This is a genomic window from Ruegeria sp. J8, assembly GCF_056531925.1.
In genome coordinates this window covers 134,176-155,757 of sequence record NZ_JBQFMR010000007.1, presented here as the reverse complement: position 1 = coordinate 155,757, position 21,582 = coordinate 134,176, and the positions used below count along the sequence as shown (strand labels likewise).

Here is a 21,582-nt window from a genome sequence, read left to right as displayed (position 1 = left end):
GCGGAACCAGTAAAAGACTTGGACGCCAGAAACGGCGCCGCGGTCTCGTCTGTAGTTGTGCATGAAATAGACCTGGATTTTTCGGACAGCCCAGATTCTTAAGTTCAGTGTAGGCTTGAGTAAGCTCTGCACAAAAAAACGCAAAAACTATCGGGATTGTCCCTCTTTTCGACACAATTGACCGATACCCAAGGTCGAGCATGGCCGAAATCCAATCGGCGATTAAACGACAACAAAATGATACGAGGGGACACGAATGCGTGCAGTATTTGGACTAGTCCTGATTATAGGGGTGGCTTTGGCCGGTGGCGCTGTTTACTTGGCGCGGGACTATATCGCCCAGACTCAGGCAGAAGTGGAGCGACAGAAACGAGCGGCGGAAGAGGCTTTGGCGAATGTCAAATCCGTGCCGACTGTTGACGTTTTGGTATCAACACGCGCCCTGAAATATGGTGAGCGCATCGCCCAGGAAGATGTGCGCGTCGTGAAATGGCCCGAAGATGCGATTCCCGAAGGCACTTTTTCCGAAATGGCAGCATTTTTTCCAGAAGCAGCAAAGGGCGACCGTTTTGTCCTGAGGACAATGGAAAAAGATGAAGCTTTGATGGCCGTCAAAGTGACTGAGCCGGGCGAAGCAGCAGGTCTGACCTCGCGCCTTGCCAAAGGGATGCGTGCGTTCGCAATCCGTGTCGACGTGGCCTCGGGGGTTTCGGGCTTCCTACGCCCCAGCGACAAGGTCGACGTGTATTGGACCGGCTCTCTTAGCGGTGCGATTGCCGGCAACAACGGCGAAATCACTCGTCTGATCCAGACAAATATCGAGTTGATTGCAGTCGACCAAACCGCCGGATCAGATCTGGCTGGCGCAACGATCGCGCGTACTGTTACTGTTGCGGCTACACCTGAACAGATTGCCGCCCTAGCGCAAGCGCAGAACACAGGCCGTTTGTCATTGGCTCTGGTTGGCGTACAAGATGAGACGGTCGCAAGCGCCGTCGAGGTTGACCAACGCAAGTTGTTGGGAATCAAAGAGACCGCTCCTGCGGCACCTGCAGCCGTCGAAGAAGTCTGCACGATTAAGACCCGTCGCGGCGCCGAAATCTTTGATACCGGAATCGTGACACCCTGCACAAACTAGCGCCAAATCAGCGCTTTAGGATGACAGGCCGCGCCTCTGCGCGGCTTGTTTCATTTTGGATGTTGCGAATTGTCCACATAAGGAAAATTCCAGAAACCCTTGATTATTGCAATAAATTCGTAATTCGCGCAGGGTTAACAGGCATAAGGTGCTAAACCTAAAACGAGGCGTGATCGGAGAGGCAGGTCACATGAAAATATATTCTTGGATCAGCGCAACCCTGCTGGGGTTGACGCTTGTTATCAGTTCAATCGGTGAGACCGCCTGGGCTGAAAGTCTTCGCGTGGTAAAGAAGGGAACAGCGGAAACGCTGGATGTCCCGATGAACCGCGCCATTGTTGTTGAGAGTGAGCAGCCGTTCGCCGAGCTCAGCATTGCCAACGCTGGCATCGCTGATATTTCGTCGCTTTCGGATCGCACGATCTATGTATTGGGTAAAGCCCCCGGTCTGACCACTCTGACATTGTTCGACGGTGCAGGTAACTTGCTTGCGAATGTTCGGGTCCGGGTTTCGCCGGATGTATCGGAGTTCAAAGAGCGTCTGCGTCAGATTCTTCCCAATGAGCGGATTGAAGTACGAACTGCCAATGACGGGATCGTATTGTCCGGGACAGTATCCAGTTCTGGCAAACTGGCCCGCGCATTGGAGTTGGCCGAGCGCTACGCGCCCGAACGTGTGTCCAACCTGATGTCGGTCGGTGGTGTTCAACAGGTAATGCTGAAAGTTCGCTTTGCCGAGATGAACCGGTCGGTTGCCAAAAGCCTGACCGCTTCGCTGGGCTTTGCCGGGACTGACACATCAGGTGGTTTCAACACGTTGAACAACCTTCCGGCTCTGACGAATGCGTTGAACAATAACATTCCAGTCGTTCAGACCAATACCGGCGCAATCCTCTTTGGATTTGGCGCAGGGTCTACTCAGGTTCGCCTGCTGCTTGAAGCGTTGGAATCCAAAGGCCTGGCCCGCAGCCTGGCAGAACCGAATCTCTCGGCCCTGTCCGGTCAGGAAGCCACCTTCCTTGCCGGTGGTGAGGTCCCGATTCCTGTGCCACAGGACGATGGCGTCATCGCGATCGAATATCGCGCCTTCGGCGTAGAGATGGACTTTATCCCCCGCGTTCTGGATGACGGCATTATTAATCTTGAAATGGCGGCCTCTGTGTCGGCCATTGACGGAAACTCGGACTTCACAATCCAGGGTGACAATGTTCCCACCTTCATCGTTCGCCAAACCAGCACAACTGTTGAACTGCGCGATGGTGAGAGCTTCGCAATCGCTGGGCTGATTCAGGATGACTTTACCGACATCAACAGCCAGGTTCCCTGGATCGGCGATGTGCCGGTTTTGGGTGCCCTGTTCCGCAGCGCGGAATACCAGCGTGCGCAAAGTGAGTTGGTCATCATTGTGACGGCACACCTGGTGTCGCCCACACGTGGCGAAGCTTTGGCATTGCCGACAGATCGGGTCAAACCGCCCAGCGAATTTGATCTGTTTATCAATGGCCGTGTCGCACGAACCGAACCCGCCGGAGCCGGCGCGGCTTCTGAGGTCGCCAAGCAGGACTTCGGTAGCTCTTACGGCTACGTCCTGGATTGATAGGAGGATAGGACCAATGCAAAAGTGGATAATCGCACTGGGTCTTTCGGTCTCTGTCACCGCGTGTACGCGAGAGGCCGGATATGAAATCGACCAAGGCGCATTCGGAAATGCGACACTGCACAACACGCGTGTCCTGAACGGCGACCTGAGCTACGCTCAAATTCTGGGTCAGAGATTCGCCGCCGAGGTGCCGACGCAGATCAACTTTGCCTTCGACAGCGCACAGCTGGATGAATCGGCACGGCGGATTCTGTTGCGGCAAGCGGCTTGGATCAAACAATTCCCAGAAGCGCGCTTCCGGGTTTACGGTCACACCGACGCGGTCGGCTCTCAGGCTTACAACCAAGCCTTGGGTCAACGCCGGGCAAACGCAGCAGTGGCATTCCTGACTCAACAGGGCATTTCACGCTCCCGTCTTGAGGCTGTTGTATCCTTCGGCAAAACGCGTCCGTTAATCGACACGCCGAACAGGGACCGCCGCAACCGCCGGACCGTGACAGAGGTTTCCGGCTTTGTGGACGGTAACCCGCTGATTCTGGACGGTAAATACGCCGAAGTGATCTACCGCGAATATGTCGGAAGCGCGACGTATGAAAGCCAGTTGCGCGCTGAAACTAACCTCGGTGACACCTCCGACGGCGGCGAATAAAACAATAAACTTGAATTGGGCGACATCGTCGCCCAATTCCCTACAATTGGTTCTTTTGCGCCTAAATCTTGCCTAAGTTCCAAGCCACATTTTCAACAATTGGGTGAAGTCGGCCGTAAAAGGTCGCAGCAGGGCAACAGCCAGCCTGATCGAACGATTGCGTTCGCCGGGATGGCTGCCCTCATGATGAGGATTGGGTTAATGACAAGCGCAACGACGCAAGATGACAACACCGCCATTCTGGCCTGCACGATCAGCAGAGATGTCCAGAATTTCGACTTACTCATCGAAGATATGGAAGCCGCTCTGGGTGAGCGCTGGGGCGATCTGGGATTTGCGGAAGCACTTGCTTTCTTTGGACAGCCCGAGGCGGACAACCTGGAATTCGTCGCTCTTGCCATCGACGGCGAAGACGAGGACAACCTGACCCAGATGGGCGAGATCATCTCGCGCGCTAAAGAAAAGAAAATCAAAGTCGTCCTTATTGCCGAAGATGTGACTCCGGCATCGCTGCATCAGTTGCTGCGCAAGGGCGCGGACGAATTTGTTCCCTACCCTCTTCCCGAAGGCGAACTGCAAGAAGCAATCGCGCGCATGAATCAGCCTGACCCCGTCGTTGTCGCACAACAAGCTGCGGTTCAGCTGACGCAGGGCGAGTCGAAAGAAGGTGCTTTGTTCGTTGTGCATGGGCTGGCTGGCGGCGTCGGATCGACGACAATGGCCGTCAACCTTGCCTGGGAATTGGCAACCGCATCGGACAAGGAAACCCCGAAGGTCTGCCTGTTGGATCTGGATTTGCAGTTTGGCACCGTGTCGACCTATCTGGACCTGCCGCGTCGCGAAACGGTGTTCGAGATGCTGTCAGACACGGATTCGATGGATGACGATGTCTTCTCGCAAGCGCTGCAAAGCTACGAAGACAAGATGCAGGTTCTAACGGCCCCTTCGGACATGGTTCCGCTGGATCTGATCACTCCCGAAGACATCCAGCGCGTGATTGATACCGCGCGCAAGCACTTTGACTATGTGATCGTCGATATGCCGAGCACGCTGGTGCAGTGGTCGGAAACCGTTCTTCAGGCCGCGCATGTATATTTCGCCCTGATCGAGCTGGATATGCGCTCGGCCCAAAACGCTCTGCGCCTCAAGCGCGCGTTGCAGGCCGAGGAACTGCCCTTCAACAAGCTACGGTTTGCCCTGAACCGGGCCCCGAAATTCACTGATCTAAACGGTAAAAGCCGCGTGAAACGTATGGGCGAAAGCCTGGGTATTTCGATTGATCTGCAACTGCCCGACGGCGGCAAGCCGGTGATGCAAAGCGGCGATCACGGTCTACCGCTGGCCAATTCGGCAGCAAAGAACCCATTGCGCAAGGAAATCGCAAAACTGGCAAAGTCACTTCACACCCTTGGCAGCAGCAGCGCCGAGGCCGCGTAACATCATCCCAAAGGGGGATCCGACGTGTTTTCAAGATACAAGAAACAGCCCGCCGGACAGCCGGTCGAAGCAATCAAGGCGCAAGCCGCGACACCTGCCCCGGCGCCGGAAAAAGCAGCTTCAGCGACTGCGGTCGCGCGGCGTCCGCTCAAGAAAAAAACCGCCGAGCCGGTCGCAAGTGACAAGGAACGCAAGCGTAAGGAGCGGTTGGGCGAGATCAAGATCGAGTTGCATCGTGAACTGCTTGAGAACCTGAACCTGGCGGCCCTTGAGAATGCGGGCGAAGCCGAACTGCGGGCCGAGATCAGCTCGATCGCCAGCGAGGTTCTGGAAGACAAGAACATCGTGCTCAACCGCGATGACCGTTCGCAACTGAACAAAGAACTATATGACGAAGTCACCGGGCTTGGGCCACTGGAAACGTTGCTTCAGGACGATACCGTAAACGATATTCTGGTAAACGGCCCGCAACAGATTTTCGTGGAACGTCATGGTAAGCTGGAAATCAGCGACATCACGTTCAAAGATGAAAAGCACCTGATGCGGATCATCGACAAGATCGTGTCCGCCGTGGGTCGTCGTGTGGATGAATCCAACCCGTATGTTGACGCCCGTCTGGCCGATGGTTCGCGTTTCAACGCCATGGTGCCGCCAATTGCAGTGGATGGCTCGCTTGTGTCCATTCGTAAGTTCAAAAAGGATAAGCTGGGCATTGACGACCTGGTCAATTTCGGCGCGTTCACCGAAGAAATGGCGGCCTATTTGCAAGCCGCCGTGTCGACCCGGCTGAACGTGATCGTCTCGGGAGGTACCGGTTCGGGTAAAACGACCACGCTGAACGCCCTGTCCAGCTTTATCGATGACGCCGAGCGTATCCTGACTATCGAGGATACGGCGGAACTTCAGCTGCAACAGACCCATGTGGGCCGGATGGAAAGCCGCCCGCCCAACGTGGAAGGCAAAGGCGAAGTCAGCCCGCGCGACTGTTTGAAAAACGCCCTGCGTATGCGCCCTGACCGCATCATCGTGGGCGAGACGCGTGGCGCCGAGGTGATCGACATGTTGCAGGCCATGAACACAGGCCACGATGGGTCCATGACTACGATCCACGCCAACTCGGCCCGTGACGGGATTTCGCGTCTGGAAAACATGATTGCGATGGCCGGGATCGAAATGCCGATCAAGGCGGTCCGCAGCCAGATCTCAAGCGCTGTGAACCTGATCGTGCAAGCCAGCCGCTTGCAGGATGGCTCGCGCCGAATGACCTCGATCACCGAGATCACAGGCATGGAAGGTGACGTCATATCGATGCAAGAAATTTTTAGATTTCAACGTGTTGGATTGACGCCCGAGAACAAAATCATCGGCCATTTCACCGCCACCGGTGTACGTAGCCACTATTCCGAGCGGTTCCGTCTGTGGGGCTTTGACCTGCCCCCGGCGATCTATGAACCGACGACAATGTAAGGAGTTCCCATCATGCAACTGCCGGTCGAGGCCCTTATTTACGTCGTCATTTTCGTCGCCGTATTGGCACTGGTCGAAGGGATCTATCTGGTCGCCTTCGGCAAATCCATCAGCTTAAACAGCCGCGTCAATCGACGTCTGGACATGCTCGATAAAGGTGTCGGGCGCGAACAGGTTCTGGAACAGCTGCGCAAGGAAATGCAGCAGCACATGAAATCCCAGAGCATCCCGCTCTATTCGCTTCTGGCCGACAAGGCGCAGAAGGCGGCGATTGCGTTTTCGCCGCGGCAACTGATCATGATCATGGTCCTGGTGTCGGGCTTTGCCTTCATGGGGTTGAGCATCGGAACCGCGACAGATGTGGTCCTGCGTATTGCGCTCTCAATCGCTATCGGCGTTGGAGGCGTGTATGCGTGGGTGAATCACAAGGCCGGCAAGCGCATGGCCATGCTGGAAGAACAATTGCCAGATGCTGTGGAACTGATGGTGCGTTCGCTTCGGGTCGGTAACCCGTTCGTATCCACCATCCAGATTGTGGCGAACGAGGTTCAGGATCCACTTGCAACCGAGTTTGGCGTGATTGCGGACGAATGTGCCTATGGCCGCGACGTGGGCGAGGCCCTGAAGGATCTGGCCGAGCGGCTCGACATGCAGGATCTGCGCTTTCTGTCCGTTGCCGTCGGCATTCAGCAACAATCCGGGGGTAACCTGGCCGAGGTTCTTGCTGGTTTGGCGCTTGTCATTCGATCGCGGTTCCGTCTGTTCCGTCGTGTAAAAGCCATCACGGCCGAGGCGAAATGGTCCGGTAAGTTCCTGTCCGGCTTCCCCGTCTTTTGCCTGGTCTTCATTCTGGTGAAAGACCCTGGATACTATGACGAGGTTCTGGACCATCCTTGGTTTATCCCGGCATGCTTCTTTGTTGGCATCATGCTCACGGTGAACCTAATCGTCATGCGCATTCTCACAAACATTAAGGTCTGAGGAGGACCCCATGGAATTCCTGACCCATATCAATAACTTGATCACAGAACATCTCGGCGAATTCGGCCCGTTGATCATCGTGGGCGCGCTGGGGGTACTAATGATCCTTGTCGCCATTCCGTTGATGATGAATCAGCGTGAAGATCCGCTGAAAAAGTTGCAGCGTTCGCAAGCGGCACCGAAGAAGAGCAAGAAGGACAAGCGCGACAAACTGCGCACCGCAGGCCGCAACGAACAGCTTGAAAAGTTTTCGAGCTTTCTGGAGCCGAAAAATGAAGAAGAACTCTCTGCAATGCAGCTCAAACTGCGTCAGGCGGGGTATCAGTCCAAGGACGCCGTTCGCTTCTTCCACTTTGCGCAATTCGCTCTGGGCATCGTCGGCCTACTGATCGGTATGTCTTTGGTAACCGTTTTTGCCGGAGACCAGGAGTTCACCTCGCAACAGATGATCATTCGCGTTTTGATCCCTGCGGCCGCTCTCTACTTCCTGCCCCGCTATTGGATCACCAGACGCGTCGCCGAGCGGCAGGGTGCCATTGAAGCCGGCTTCCCTGACACGTTAGACTTGATGCTGGTTTGTGTTGAGGCCGGCCAATCATTGGACCAGGCCATCGTCCGGGTCGCGTCCGAAATGAAAGCCTCCTACCCTGACATCGCGCAGGAGTTCGAGGTCGTCGCCTACGAGCTGAAGGCTGGTAAGGACAAAGACACTGTTCTGCGTGACTTTGGGACGCGATGCGGGGTGCAGGACGTCAACTCGTTCGTGACAGTGATGATCCAGTCGGCCACTTTCGGGACGTCGATCGCAGACGCTCTGCGGGTTTATGCCAGCGAAATGCGTGACAAACGTGTTATGCGGGCCGAAGAGGCCGCTAACAAGTTGCCAACCAAAATGACACTTGCCACAATGATTTTGACGGTGCCGCCGTTGCTGGTCATTTTGGTCGGTCCTTCGGCAAAAGCTATCTCGGATTTCGCAAACACTGGCAGTGGTTAAAAAAACCGATGAAAAACATAAACAGGGGCGTCTCAAACAGGGTGCGCCGCATGCTGCAGGCCATCATGGTTTTTACCATGGTGGCCTCTTGCACGGAAACGACACAGAGTGACAACCTCACCCCGCCTAGTTTTGATCCAGATGGCGAGGCCGAGGATCCGTTGGTGGTCGCCAATCGCCTGCTGGTATCGGGTGAATATGATCTTGCCTTGGATTCCTTTGCCCGTGCCGCTCTGGATCAGGGTATGACCTCCGAAATCCTGACCGGTATGGGCACTGCAAATCTGGGTCTGAAGCAGTTGAAGCCGGCTGAAACCCTGTTGCGCCGCGCGGTCGAGGAGGACCCTGAATGGTCCGTTGCCTGGAACAATCTGGGCGTTTTGCTGATCGAAAAAGGCGAATATCCTGAGGCCGCTCAGGTCTTTCGGCGCGCCTTCGCGTTGGACAATGGCGAAAGTGACGCAATTCTAGACAATCTGCGCTTAGCTCTCGCAAAAATGGAAAATCCTGTTAATACTACTCCAGAAGAACAAGAATACACACTGGAGCAGCAAGGCGACGGGCAATTCACGCTTCGCAAGCTCCCGGAACCAGAGCCTGAGCAGTAAGGGACGCAAAAATGCGCCAACAATTCTTGATTCCGTCGATGGTTTTGTGTGGGTTGATCCTGTCGGCCTGCGAAAAAGAAACCGAAGAGGAAAAGGTCGAAAAGACGTTTCAGGAAGTAAACGTCATCGACGAGACCAATTTGAACGATGTCCTGCTGACCGCCGCAGACCCGAACGAGGCCGTGACCTATTTCCAGGGCGCAGCCGCAAAGAACCCCGGTCGGATTGATTTGCAGCGCGGTCTGGCCATTTCACTGTCTCGCGCGAAACGCACCACCGAGGCGACGGCCGCCTGGAAAAAGGTCACCACCATGAAAGGGTCCGGCAACGTGGACCGTGTGGAGTATGCGGACGCGTTGGTCCGGTCGGGTGATTGGAAGCAGGCCAAGACGGTGCTGGACGGTATTTCGCCAACCTATGAGACATTCAAACGGTATCGCCTCGAGGCGGTTGTCGCGGATTCTCAAAAAGATTGGAACCGCGCGGACCATTTTTATGAAACCGCTGTCGGTTTGACGACCCGTCCCGGAAGCGTGATGAACAATTGGGGCTATTCCAAACTGTCGCGCGGCGATTACGAAGACGCCGAGCGTCTGTTCGCTGAAGCAATTCGTCAGGACCGGACCCTCTTTACCGCCAAGAACAATCTGGTTCTGGCGCGTGCGGCTCAGGGAAACTATGCGATGCCGGTTGTCCCGATGACGCAGGTTGAACGCGCTATGTTGCTGAACACAATGGGGATTTCCGCAGTCAAACAAGGCGATGTTGCCACTGCGAAGAACCTGTTCCGGGAAGCGATTTCCACGCACCCGCAGCACTACGAGGAAGCGGTTCGTTCGCTCCGTGCGCTCGAGGAAGCCTGATTGATGCACATCCCAGCAGAGGCCGCGGCCTGGTTTTTGCCGTTCGTCCTGCCGATCTGTTTTTATGTTGCTTTCACCGACATGCGCGAGATGCTGATCAAGAACCACGCTGTGGTAGCGTTGTTTGGCGTCTTTGTGGTGATCGGTCTGTTTCTACTGCCTCCTTGGTCAATGGAGTGGACGCAGGGGCGGCTGGGGCCAATTGCGATTTCCCTTCCACCTTATATCTGGCAACTTCTGCACGCGCTCGTCTTTCTGGTTTTGGGCATCCTGTTTAATGTCGCCGGGGTCATGGGCGCGGGGGACGCCAAGTTCATCGCGGCGGCTTCTCCGTTTGTGTGGACCGCCGATTTTCGCGCGGTGATCCTGATTTTGATGGCAACTACATTGGCGGCATTTGCCACGCATCGGTTGGCCAAGGCGACCCCCTTAAGGGCCATCGCGCCCGAATGGGAAAGCTGGAACAGGGGCAAGCAATTTCCCATGGGATTTGCGCTTGGCGGTAGCCTCGCCCTTTATCTGATACTGGGAACTGTTTACGGCTCGTAAACTATCATTAACCCGCCTTGTCGATGCCTTGGTACTGCCACAAAGCAAGGCCAGTTTTTCTACCAAGCGGCCCCGTGGGGGCTTTTGGCGTGAATACTGGATAGACGGGCGACGCTCATGAATATGCAGACAACCTCGGTCATGGCCCCTCCTGCCCCCAAAGGGCTGGGTGAAATGCGGCTTCCGATCGTGATGATGCGGGACATTCTGTTGAAAACGATGTTCCGCAAGAACGTAGACACCGTTTCGGAAGTGGCCGAAGCGATTTGCCTGCCCGGTGCGGTAACACAGGAATTGATCGATATCTCACGCGAACAAAAATTACTTGAGGCGACAGGTACGCTGAACGCCAATAGCGGCAATGAGATGGGTTACCAGTTGACCGATGCCGGTAAGGCGCGGGCGCTGGATGCGCTTAGCCAGTCGGAATACTTTGGCGCGATGCCGGTTCCGCTGGACGTGTACCGCGAACAGGTCAAGCGCCAGTCGATCCGCAATATTCAGGTGACACGCGATCAGCTAACCGGTGCTATGGGCCATCTGGTTCTGCCCGACAGCCTGTTGGATCACCTTGGACCTGCGGTCAGCGCGGGTCGCTCGATCCTGATGTATGGACCGCCGGGCAATGGTAAATCCTCGATTTCGAACGGGATTCGCGATGCGTTGGGGGACAGTGTCTATGTTCCGCGCGCAATCGAATATGCCGGTCAGGTGATCACCGTTTATGACCCGATCGTACACACGGCGATCGAACAAGAGGCTGACGACCCCAACAGCCTTCGCCGCCGCAAACGGTTCGACACCCGCTACGTGCAGTGCGAGCGCCCGACCGTTGTGACCGGTGGTGAACTGTCGCTGAGCATGCTGGACTTGGTCTACAACCCCACCGCACGGACCTATCAGGCCCCGCTGCAGCTGAAATCGACCGGCGGCATCTTTATCGTGGACGACCTTGGCCGTCAGGCCGAGCCACCCCAGGCACTGATCAACCGCTGGATTGTTCCGCTGGAAGAAAGCAAGGATATCCTAGGTCTGCAATCGGGCGAGAAGTTTGAGGTGCCTTTTGACACGCTGGTGATCTTTTCGACCAACTTCCACCCGAATGAGATTTTCGACCAAGCGGCTCTGCGCCGGATCTTCTTTAAGATCAAGATCGACGGCCCGAACCAGGAAAACTTCCTGAAAATCTTCGCCATGGTCGCCCGCAAACGCGGCATGCCGCTGGATGAAGCTGCTTTGGTACATTTGTTGAAGGTCAAATACCCAACCATCAACAATATCTACGCCAATTATCAACCGATCTTCCTGATCGATCAGATGATCTCGATCTGCGAATTCGAAGGCATCCCCTATCAGATGAGCCCCGACCTGATCGACCGCGCCTGGGCCAACATGTTCGTCAAAGAAGAAAAGATCGTTCACTAACCCCTGCCATTCTGACGCCGGGCGGGCCATCATACGGCCATGACGCCGATTCCCGCCCGGATCACCGACTGGTTCACGACCAAAGGCTGGTCGATCCATCCCCACCAACAAGATATGTTCGACCGGGCCATGGACCCGGCAACGTTGCTGATCGCGCCCACGGGTGGCGGCAAGACGATGGCCGGGTTTCTGCCGACATTGGCCGAACTGTCCGAAAGTGCTCCAGAGGGTCTGCATACGATCTATGTCTCGCCGCTCAAGGCGCTGGCGGCGGATATCCGGCGCAACCTGCGGGGCCCAGCGGATGAGATCGGCCTGCCCATCCGCATCGAGGACCGCACAGGTGACACTTCGGCCACGCAGAAGAAACGCCAACGGGTGGACCCTCCGCATATCCTACTAACCACGCCGGAAAGCCTGGCTCTGTTGACCTCATACGAAGACGCGCAACGCATGTTTCACGGGGTACAGCGTGTGATCGTTGATGAGATTCACGCGCTGGCCGAAAGCAAGCGGGGAGATCAGTTGATGCTGGCGCTGGCGCGGCTGCAAACACTCGGCCCGACTATGCGGCGTGTGGGGCTATCTGCTACGGTCGAGGACCCGGACGCCATCGCCCGGTTTCTGGCCCGGCACCCCGACCCCTGCCAAATCGTACAGGCCGACCCCGGACCAGACCCCGACATTCAGATGCTTGAAACCCAGGAGCTGCCGCCGTGGTCCGGCGGCGGGGCCGCCTATGCCATTCCTGCGGTTCTGAAACAGATCAAAGAGCACAAAACAACGCTGATCTTTCACAATACCCGCGCGCAGGCCGAGGTTTTCTTTCATAACCTGTGGCTCGCCAATGAAGACGCCCTGCCCATTGGCATCCACCACGGCAGTCTGGATCGGCAACAGCGTGAACGGGTCGAGGCCGCGATGGTGCGAGGAGACTTGCGCGCGATTGTGTGTACCGGTTCTTTGGATCTGGGCATCGACTGGGGCGACGTGGACCTTGTGATCCAGATCGGTGCGCCCAAGAATGTCAAACGTCTGGTTCAGCGGATCGGGCGCGCCAATCACCGCTACAACGCGCCCTCGAAGGCTCTGCTGGTGCCCGCAAACCGGTTCGAGGTGGTGGAATGCGTCGCAGCACTCGAAGCTGCACGAGCCCATGATTTGGACGGGGAACCGCGCGGCGCAGGACCTCGCGATGTGCTGTGTCAGCATATCCTGATCGCGGCGGCGGCAGGCCCGTTTGATGCGGATGCGCTTTATTCGGAAATGGTGGCCGCCGGACCGTTCGCCGATCTGTCCCGCCCGCAATTCAATGATTGTCTGGAGTTCTGCGCCACCGGAGGATACGCCCTGCGCGCTTACGACCGTTGGCAGCGGCTGCAACGACGCCCCGATGGCATGTGGCAGTTGCGCGATCCACGCGCGGCGCAGCGCATCCGCATGAATCTGGGAACGATTCAGGACACCGACACGCTGAAGGTTCGGCTGAAACGCAATCGCGGCGGCAAACCGCTGGGCGAGGTTGAAGAGGCCTTTGCCGCCACGCTCACCCCCGGTGACACGTTTCTGATCGGCGGTCAGATCGTGCGTTACGAAGGCCTGCGCGACATGACGGTTGAGGTCAGCCGACGCGCGGATCGCAAGCCAAAAGTCGCTGTGTTCTCGGGCACGAAGTTTGCCACCTCGACGCAGCTTAGCGACCGTATTCTGCGTATGTTTGCCCAACCGGACTGGCCACAACTGCCCTCGCACACGGCGGACTGGCTAGCCCTGCAACGGCAGGTTTCACGCCTTCCCAGCCGTGAGCGGCTACTGATCGAAAGCTTCCCCTCGGACGGGCGCGAACATCTGTGTGTTTACGGGTTTGCCGGGCGCAATGCGCAGCAAACGCTGGGTTTGTTGCTGACCAAACGGATGGAGGAAACCGGCCTTGCGCCGCTGGGGTTTGTCGCCACCGACTATGCCACCCTGATCTGGGGGTTGGACGCCGTCACCGACCCGCGCCCCCTGTTTCAGGCCGAGACGCTGCGCGATGGAGTGGACACGTGGCTGGCGGGCAATGCCGTGATGAAACGCACCTTCCGCAGCTCGGCGACCATTGCGGGACTGATCGAGCGCAACACCGGCGGGCAGCGCAAAAGCGGGCGGCAGGCGACGTTTTCCTCAGACATTCTGTATGACACGTTGCTAAAATACGACCCCGACCACCTGCTGATGCAGATCACCCGCGAAGAGGCGATGCGCGGTCTGGTCGACTTTGGCCGGATCGAGGACATGATTGCACGGATTGGCAACCGCATCGACCTGTTGCGGTTGGATAGCGTCTCACCGCTGGCCGCGCCCCTGTTTCTCGAGGTCGGCAAAGTCCCCGTCAAGGGCGCTGCCGAGGAGCGGCTTTTAGCCGAAGAAAGCGCGCGGCTGTTGCAAGAAGCAGGGTTGGCACCATAGCGAATCCGCTTGCAGCGCCGCAGAAAACCCGCAAAGAACGTATCATGAACGATCTGACATTCACCTTTGCGGGGCATACGCTGCGCGCTTTGGGGAGCGGGGCGCTTTGGTGGCCCGAACAAAGCCTGCTTTGCGTGTCTGACCTGCATCTGGGCAAGTCAGAGCGTCTGGCGCGCCGATCTGGCCTGACCTTACCGCCCTATGAAAACCGGGACACCTTGGCGCGGCTTTCCTCGGACATCGCCCACACGCAGGCCGAGACGGTAATTTGCTTAGGAGACAGCTTTGACGACCTGGGCTCGACGCAGGGTCTGAACGAAGCCGAAAGGTTGCAGATCGCAGCCTTGCAAGCCGGTCGCCGCTGGATTTGGATCGAAGGCAATCACGACCCCGGACCGGTCGATCTGGGCGGCGCGCATCTGGCCGAGCATTCAGTTTCGGGCCTGACCTTCCGCCATATCGCGCACCCTGACGGAAAGACCGAAATCTCGGGCCACTACCATCCCAAGGTGCGGCTAAAACTACGAGGACGGTCAATCTCGCGCCCCGCATTTCTGCTGGACAAACGCCGCCTGATCCTGCCCGCCTATGGCACCTATACCGGCGGTCTTCGCAGCACACAGGCTGCTGTGTCCGAACTAATGGGGGTTGACGCAATGGCCATTTTGATCGGGACACACCCCCAAATGGTCCCTATGCCGAGATAGCGAATTCAGACAACCCCTTGCTCTTCCAGCATGGGCTTGTACTTGCGGCTGATCGGAACCAGGTCGCCATTTTCAAGGCGCAGAAACGTCTTGCCACCATGTTTTTCGACACCAGCAATGGCGCTGCCAACTACCCAATGCGACCGATGGGTACAATACCCAAGGACAGGCTCCATCTCGTCAATCGCATCTGAAAGCCGTGACCGGATGGTAAATGTACCCTCTGATGTCACGACATCCACGGAATGGTCCCGCACCGCCAATCGGTGGATCTGTCCAGAAAACCCCTTGGGCAAGCGTCGTGTCAGACGGGGTTGAACAGCAATCTTTTCCGGCGCTTCGGGCATGGGGCTGCGCGTCATCAAAAGCCCGGTCGCGAACAAAGCCCCATAAGAGGCAACCGGCAAAAATCCGGGCGACTGAGCTCCCTGCGCGGCGAAGAGCAGCCAGACCATCACCCAAAAGCAGGGAAGGAACAGCACCAATATTACCGGAATTACCGCCAGATCACGCCGCGACAATTCTAACTTTCTGAACCAGTTGCAGCTGATCCTCCGCGCAGCCCATGTTGCCGCGATGGCCAAAGCCGTGACACCGGACCAGAACACCAGACGCGACAGGAATGGCAGGCTTAGTTCAGGGAAAGGTTGGAGCGCAAAAGCCAACAAAGGCAGAAAAACGAAACCCGCGATCACTCGGCGCAAAGTAAACTCGGCCAGAATTGAGTTCAGTATGGTCTTCATATTGGCTCTGCAAATCCCCCCGGCCCCGGCCAATCCATCGACCTAGGTCGTAACCAGCTGGGATTACTGATTTATCACCGTTTCCTTCCACGAAAAAGCCTGACCGTGCAAATTTAATATTTCCACAATGAATCGCGAAAGAGGCCGAAGAGTCGATGAACTCCACGGCCTTTTCTATTCGCCCTAAGTAAAAATTCAGGTCAAGCCGTCAGCCCCTCGGGCTCGGGCAGGCCATTCGCGCGGCAGCACGCTGTCAGAGTGTTGGCCAGCAGGCAGGCGATGGTCATCGGACCTACGCCACCCGGAACCGGCGTGATCGCGCCTGCGCGCTCAGCGGCGCTGGCGTAGTCGACGTCTCCGACCAGCTTGTTCTTGCCGTCACGCTCAATGCGGTTGATGCCCACGTCGATGACAGTCGCACCTTCCTTGATCCAGTCGCCCGGCACCATTTCGGGGCGGCCCACAGCGGCGACAACGATGTCGGCGCGGCGCACGACGTCCGGCAGGTCTTTGGTGCGGCTATGCGCGATGGTCACGGTGCAGCTATCGCCCAGCAGCAGTTGCGCCATCGGCTTACCCACGATGTTCGAACGACCGATTACAACAGCGTCCATACCCGACAGAGAGCCGTGGTGGTCGCGCAGCATCATCAGACAGCCCAGCGGCGTGCAAGGCACCATCGACTTCTGGCCGGTGCCCAACAGACCCACGTTCGAGATGTGGAAGCCATCCACATCCTTGGCCGGGTCGATCGAGTTGATCACCAGATCTTCGTTCAGGTGCTTGGGCAGCGGCAGCTGCACCAGAATGCCGTGCACGGCCGGATCGTTGTTTAGCTTGTCGATCAGTGCCAGCAGGTCTTCTTCCGAGGTCTCGGCGTCCAGCTTGTGCTCGTACGAGTTCATGCCGACCTCGACGGTCTGCTTGCCCTTTGAGCGGACATAAACCTGGCTGGCCGGATCCTCGCCCACCAGAACCACGGCCAGACCGGGCGTGATACCGTTTTCCTCTTTCAACTTTGCAACCTGATCAGCCACTTGTGCACGCACATTCGCTGCAAAGGCCTTACCGTCGATAACCTGGGCTACCATCCTGTGATCCCTTCTTTCCAAAAACGGATCGGGCGCAAAGCGCCCGGTCATTCATTCCGGCCCAAGAACGCGCTCCTCACGCGCAATCGACCAGTCAATCAAAATGCGCCACAACTGCTCGGCCAGATCAGGATCCATACCCAACGCATCCGAGCTGTCGCGTACCCGCTGCACCACTTCTTCAACACGATCCGGGATACGGGCTGGCAGCCCTTCGGCCGGTTTAAGCTGCGTGGCGCGGTCGATGTAACCTGCGCGCGTCACCAACATCTCGATCAGTTGGCGGTCCAGCTTATCGATCTGAACCCGCAATTCCTGCATAGAATGACAGTCTTGCGGAGGTGTCAGAGTGGGCATAGCGATCTCCTCATGGACCGGGGATATCCCCGGACCATGAGATGGTTCAAAAACCGGCTTAGAACAAGCCTTCGATCTCACCTGCGTCGTTAAGGCAGATGGTTTCCGCAGCAGGTTTACGCGGCAGGCCAGGCATGGTCATGATCTCTCCACAGACAACCACGATGAAGCCGGCACCAGCGGACAGGCGGACTTCACGCACCGGGACCGAGTGGCCGGTGGGCGCACCGCGCAGGGTCGGATCGGTCGAGAACGAGTACTGGGTTTTCGCCATGCAGACCGGCAGGTTGCCATAGCCCGCGTCTTCCCACTCGCGCAGTTGGTTACGGATTTTGTTGTCGGCCAGAACCTCATCGGCGCGGTAGATGCGCTTGGCGATGGTTTCAACCTTCTCGAACAACGGCATGTCATCGGGGTAGATCGGCGCGAAGTTAGCAGTGCCACCTTCGACGATTTCCACGACTTTTTCGGCCAGCGGCGCCGAGCCTTCCGAGCCCAGTTCCCAGTGACGTGACAGAACCGCTTCGACTCCGTGATCGGCGCAATATTTCTTGACCGCATCAACTTCGGCATCGGTGTCGGTGACGAAGTGGTTGATAGCGACAACGACCGGAACACCGAAGGACTTCACGTTCTCGATGTGACGGCCCAGGTTGGCGCAGCCGGACTGAACCGCGTCGACGTTTTCGGCACCCAGATCGGCCTTGGCAACGCCGCCGTTCATCTTCATTGCGCGCACGGTGGCAACCAGCACCACTGCCGACGGAGCAATGCCCGCCTTGCGGCACTTGATGTTCATGAACTTCTCGGCACCCAGGTCGGCTCCAAAGCCTGCTTCGGTCACGACATAGTCAGCAACTTTCAGCGCGGTCTTGGTCGCGATGACCGAGTTACAGCCGTGCGCGATGTTTGCGAACGGGCCGCCATGGACGAAGGCCGGGTTGTTTTCCAGCGTCTGTACCAGGTTCGGCTGCATTGCGTCTTTCAGCAGAACGGTCATTGCGCCTTCGGCTTTGATGTCGCGGCAATAGACCGGGGTCTTGTCGCGGCGGTAAGCAACGATGATGTCGCCCAGGCGCTTTTCCAGGTCTTTCAGGTCGTTGGCCAGGCACAGGATCGCCATAACTTCCGACGCCACGGTGATGTCAAAGCCAGCTTCACGCGGGAAACCGTTCGACACGCCGCCCAGCGAGGCGGTGATCTGACGCAGAGCGCGGTCGTTCATGTCGACCACACGACGCCATGCAACGCGACGGATGTCGATGTCACACTCGTTGCCCCAATAGATGTGGTTGTCGATCATCGCCGACAGCAGCGAGTGGGCCGAGGTGATGGCATGGAAGTCACCGGTGAAGTGCAGGTTCATTTCCTCCATCGGAACAACCTGCGCGTAACCGCCACCTGCAGCGCCGCCCTTCATGCCGAAGTTCGGGCCAAGCGAGGCTTCGCGGATACAGATCATCGCGTTTTTGCCGATGCGGTTCAGGCCGTCGCCCAGACCCACGGTGGTGGTGGTCTTGCCTTCACCCGCAGGGGTCGGGTTGATCGCGGTGACAAGGATCAGCTTGCCGTCTTCACGGTCCTGAACCGAGTTGATGAAGTCCTGGCTGACCTTTGCCTTGTCGTGGCCATAAGGCAGCAGATCGGCGGATTCGATGCCGATCTTGGCACCGATTTCCTGAATCGGTTTCTTATTCGCTTCGCGGGCGATTTCGATGTCGGATTTGTAGCTCATTGGGCAAGATCCCTGATTGAATGCCTTGCAAACCGGCGCAAATAGCCCGGTGCTGATCAATCCATACAATTGTGTACCAAAGCGATGGATATGGATTCCGACATAATCACGCCGTGAAACGGCGTAGCGTCACTTAGGGGGTCGCGTAACGTAAGCTTGATCGTTTCCCATCGGAAATCCTGTGTCTTAAGGTGCCCAAGCGCGCTGATCGGGGACGAACAGCTTTAGCTGGTCACCCAGATGTAGCGCTCCGGGCCTTTCAACCCATGCAGTCACCCCACGCCGCCCCTTGGCTGCGGGCTTGAACGCGGCACCATGGCCGGGCAAATCGGCCTCGACCTCGCGGCCGGGAATCACGCAAGGGCGGTTTTCCATATCCACCGTGATCGTTACTCCATCCGGCCCCTGCAGACGCGACGAAGGCGGGATATGGGTAAAGTCAGGAATACCGCGCAAAAGGATGCTGACCCCCAGGTAGGACGCGTCCAGCGTTTCAAGCCCCATCTCGGTAGCGGTTGCCTGCATCTCCTCTTCAGACAGCACCGAGAGTTGCCGCACATTTCGGATTTCTGTGCCTTTGGGATAAAGGTTCGTCATCCGCACACATGAAGCGCGGTTTTCGCCCTCATGCCGCTCTCCGGCGACACCTGCAAAACCCAGCGACAAAGCGGGTACGGAGTCGGCACGGATGGACTGACCAGCCGGTACATGGCCCAACCAGACCACTTCGCCCATGAATTCCGTTTCGCGCATGACCGGCATAATCATCCCCTTTACAGCTTTTCACGGGCACTAGACGGCAGGCATGTCGGAAAGAAAAGAAAACCCGAGCCTTAGCTCGGGTTTTTGCTGTTACGCAGTCGGTTCTGGCTCCATCCCGCCATCGGGCGGAGTTTTCTTGACCTTGGTCTTCGGAATGGCCGTAACGCTGGGCGCGTTGCCCTCGTCAGGGCTATCGCCTTCGTCGTCACCTTCGGTCGGAGAGTCGCCGTTCATCACGCGCTTGATCTCGTCACCGGTCAGGGTCTCGTATTCCAGCAGGCCTTGCGCCAAGCGTTCCCATTCTTCGTTTTTGTCGGTCAGAATCTTGTGGGCACGCTCATATCCTTGCTGGATCAGGCGCTTCACCTCTTCCTCGATCAGCTCTTTGGTATGGGCAGAAACCGAGAAACCAGCAGTGTTGCCCTGATAGCCTTCATGCGCCTCGGCATAGTCGATATTGCCGACTTTGTCCGACATGCCCCAGCGCATCACCATCGCACGCGCCAATTGGCTGGCCTGCATGATATCGCCAGCGGGACCGTTCGACACATGATCCTCACCGTATTTGATGACTTCGGCGGCCTTACCGGCCATGGTCATGGCCAGCTTTTGTTCGCACTCATCTCGGTGATAGTTCAAGCGGTCCATTTCGGGCAGTGAGACCACCATACCCAATGCACCACCGCGCGGGATGATCGTGGCCTTGTAAACCGGATCGCACAGCGGCAATTCCAGACCGACCACAGCGTGACCAGCCTCGTGATACGCTGTCTTTTCCTTCTGGTCTTGCGTCAGCACCATACTGCGGCGCTCAGCCCCCATCATCACCTTGTCTTTGGCGTTCTCGAAATCTTCCATGGTGACGAAGCGGCGACCAACACGCGCGGCCATCAGTGCGGCCTCATTCACGAGGTTCGCCAGATCGGCACCCGAGAAGCCCGGCGTCCCCCGCGCAATGATGCGCAGGTCAACATCGGGGCCCAGAGGCGTCTTGCGCGCATGCACGCCCAAAATCTTCTCACGACCTTTGATGTCAGGGTTGCCGACGGTCACGTTGCGGTCAAACCGGCCCGGACGCAGCAGCGCGGGGTCCAGAACGTCCTTACGGTTAGTGGCCGCCAAAATGATCACGCCTTCATTGGCCTCGAACCCGTCCATCTCGACCAGCAACTGGTTGAGCGTTTGTTCGCGTTCATCGTTGCCACCGCCATAACCCGCACCACGATGGCGGCCCACGGCGTCGATTTCGTCGATGAACACGATACACGGCGCGTTTTTCTTTGCCTGTTCGAACATGTCGCGCACACGCGATGCACCGACACCCACGAACATCTCGACAAAGTCCGATCCTGAGATCGTGAAGAAGGGCACGCCTGCCTCACCTGCAATCGCACGGGCCAGAAGTGTCTTACCAGTACCCGGAGGGCCGACCAGCAAAGCGCCTTTCGGGATCTTGCCGCCCAGACGGCTGAATTTCTGCGGGTTGCGCAGGAATTCGACGATCTCCTCCAGCTCTTCCTTGGCCTCGTCGATACCGGCGACGTCGTCAAAGGTCACTCGGCCATGCTTTTCGGTCAGCATCTTGGCCTTGGACTTGCCAAAACCCATCGCGCCACCTTTACCGCCGCCTTGCATCCGGTTCATGAAATAGACCCAGACACCGATCAGCAGCAGGAAGGGCAGCAATGTGATCAGGAACGACTGAAAGCCCGACTGCTGCTGTTTTTCCGCCCGCACCGGGATGTTCTCGTCGATCAACAGCTTGGTGACTTCGGCATCCCCGGGTTTGATGGTGACATAGCTGGCACCACTTTGCGTGGTGTAGCGAATCTGTTCGCCATCCAGCGTCACATTCTTAACTTCACCGCTTTCAACGGCTGTGACGAAATCGGAATAAGTTCTTTCATTGCTCTGAAGCGTTCCACCCGGTCCGCTGAACAGATTGAACAGTGCTAGGATCAGTAAAAACAGAACGACCCAGAAGGCGATGTTACGAGCGTTGCCCAAGGAAAATCTCCCAAAAGA

19 protein-coding genes are annotated in these 21,582 nt (G+C 57.3%); 13 read left to right on the top strand and 6 right to left on the bottom strand.

Features of this window, described 5'->3' with window-relative positions:
- Positions 1–256: 256 nt before the first annotated feature.
- From cpaB to pdeM, 13 genes are all read left to right on the top strand, one after another.
- Positions 257–1,138, top strand: coding sequence for a Flp pilus assembly protein CpaB (gene cpaB, locus ACR0L1_RS15760; protein WP_170782872.1), 882 nt, complete (start codon positions 257–259; stop codon positions 1,136–1,138).
- 190 nt (positions 1,139–1,328) lie between these two features.
- Positions 1,329–2,735, top strand: coding sequence for a type II and III secretion system protein family protein (locus ACR0L1_RS15755; protein WP_170782873.1), 1,407 nt, complete (start codon positions 1,329–1,331; stop codon positions 2,733–2,735).
- A 16-nt stretch (positions 2,736–2,751) separates the two neighbouring features.
- Positions 2,752–3,387: an OmpA family protein gene (locus ACR0L1_RS15750; protein WP_170782874.1), complete on the top strand. Its 636-nt coding sequence runs from the start codon at positions 2,752–2,754 to the stop codon at positions 3,385–3,387.
- Between the two features lie 201 nt (positions 3,388–3,588).
- Positions 3,589–4,824, top strand: coding sequence for a CpaE/TadZ family protein (locus ACR0L1_RS15745; RefSeq protein ID WP_170769982.1), 1,236 nt, complete (start codon positions 3,589–3,591; stop codon positions 4,822–4,824).
- Positions 4,825–4,848: 24 nt separating this feature from the next.
- The gene (locus tag ACR0L1_RS15740) at positions 4,849–6,291 is read left to right on the top strand and encodes a TadA family conjugal transfer-associated ATPase (RefSeq protein WP_170769981.1); all 1,443 of its coding nucleotides are present in this window, start codon (positions 4,849–4,851) and stop codon (positions 6,289–6,291) included.
- A gap of 12 nt (positions 6,292–6,303) precedes the next feature.
- The gene (locus tag ACR0L1_RS15735; RefSeq protein ID WP_170769980.1) at positions 6,304–7,272 is read left to right on the top strand and encodes a type II secretion system F family protein; all 969 of its coding nucleotides are present in this window, start codon (positions 6,304–6,306) and stop codon (positions 7,270–7,272) included.
- A gap of 10 nt (positions 7,273–7,282) precedes the next feature.
- The gene (locus tag ACR0L1_RS15730) at positions 7,283–8,269 is read left to right on the top strand and encodes a type II secretion system F family protein (protein WP_170769979.1); all 987 of its coding nucleotides are present in this window, start codon (positions 7,283–7,285) and stop codon (positions 8,267–8,269) included.
- Between the two features lie 50 nt (positions 8,270–8,319).
- Entirely contained in the window at positions 8,320–8,877 is a 558-nt protein-coding gene (locus tag ACR0L1_RS15725) for a tetratricopeptide repeat protein (RefSeq protein ID WP_237218035.1), read from the top strand.
- An 11-nt stretch (positions 8,878–8,888) separates the two neighbouring features.
- On the top strand, positions 8,889–9,740 hold the full coding sequence (locus ACR0L1_RS15720) for a tetratricopeptide repeat protein (protein ID WP_480502784.1): 852 nt from the start codon (positions 8,889–8,891) through the stop codon (positions 9,738–9,740).
- A 3-nt stretch (positions 9,741–9,743) separates the two neighbouring features.
- Entirely contained in the window at positions 9,744–10,289 is a 546-nt protein-coding gene (locus tag ACR0L1_RS15715) for a prepilin peptidase (protein WP_170769977.1), read from the top strand.
- 117 nt (positions 10,290–10,406) lie between these two features.
- Entirely contained in the window at positions 10,407–11,714 is a 1,308-nt protein-coding gene (locus ACR0L1_RS15710) for an ATPase (RefSeq protein ID WP_170769976.1), read from the top strand.
- Positions 11,715–11,753: 39 nt separating this feature from the next.
- Complete coding sequence (locus tag ACR0L1_RS15705; RefSeq protein WP_480859765.1) at positions 11,754–14,162, top strand: ligase-associated DNA damage response DEXH box helicase; 2,409 nt, start codon at positions 11,754–11,756, stop codon at positions 14,160–14,162.
- Positions 14,163–14,206: 44 nt separating this feature from the next.
- Positions 14,207–14,869, top strand: coding sequence for a ligase-associated DNA damage response endonuclease PdeM (gene pdeM, locus ACR0L1_RS15700; protein ID WP_480859763.1), 663 nt, complete (start codon positions 14,207–14,209; stop codon positions 14,867–14,869).
- Positions 14,870–14,874: 5 nt separating this feature from the next.
- Here pdeM and ACR0L1_RS15695 read toward each other — a convergent pair whose 3' ends face one another.
- The 6 genes from ACR0L1_RS15695 to ftsH form a co-directional block, all read right to left on the bottom strand.
- A complete protein-coding gene (locus ACR0L1_RS15695) occupies positions 14,875–15,612 on the bottom strand; it encodes a LytTR family DNA-binding domain-containing protein (protein ID WP_480859761.1) in 738 nt (245 codons plus the stop codon).
- Between the two features lie 200 nt (positions 15,613–15,812).
- Positions 15,813–16,703 carry a bifunctional methylenetetrahydrofolate dehydrogenase/methenyltetrahydrofolate cyclohydrolase FolD gene (folD, locus tag ACR0L1_RS15690; RefSeq protein WP_170790388.1) on the bottom strand — a complete coding sequence of 297 codons (891 nt, stop codon included), beginning with the start codon at positions 16,701–16,703 and terminating at the stop codon, positions 15,813–15,815.
- Positions 16,704–16,754: 51 nt separating this feature from the next.
- Positions 16,755–17,060, bottom strand: a complete 306-nt coding sequence (locus tag ACR0L1_RS15685) for a chorismate mutase (protein ID WP_170769971.1) — start codon at positions 17,058–17,060, stop codon at positions 16,755–16,757.
- Positions 17,061–17,118: 58 nt separating this feature from the next.
- Positions 17,119–18,795: a formate--tetrahydrofolate ligase gene (locus tag ACR0L1_RS15680; protein WP_170769970.1), complete on the bottom strand. Its 1,677-nt coding sequence runs from the start codon at positions 18,793–18,795 to the stop codon at positions 17,119–17,121.
- Between the two features lie 186 nt (positions 18,796–18,981).
- Entirely contained in the window at positions 18,982–19,557 is a 576-nt protein-coding gene (locus ACR0L1_RS15675; RefSeq protein ID WP_170790386.1) for an MOSC domain-containing protein, read from the bottom strand.
- A gap of 90 nt (positions 19,558–19,647) precedes the next feature.
- Positions 19,648–21,564 carry an ATP-dependent zinc metalloprotease FtsH gene (gene ftsH / locus ACR0L1_RS15670; protein ID WP_170782882.1) on the bottom strand — a complete coding sequence of 639 codons (1,917 nt, stop codon included), beginning with the start codon at positions 21,562–21,564 and terminating at the stop codon, positions 19,648–19,650.
- Positions 21,565–21,582: the final 18 nt, after the last annotated feature.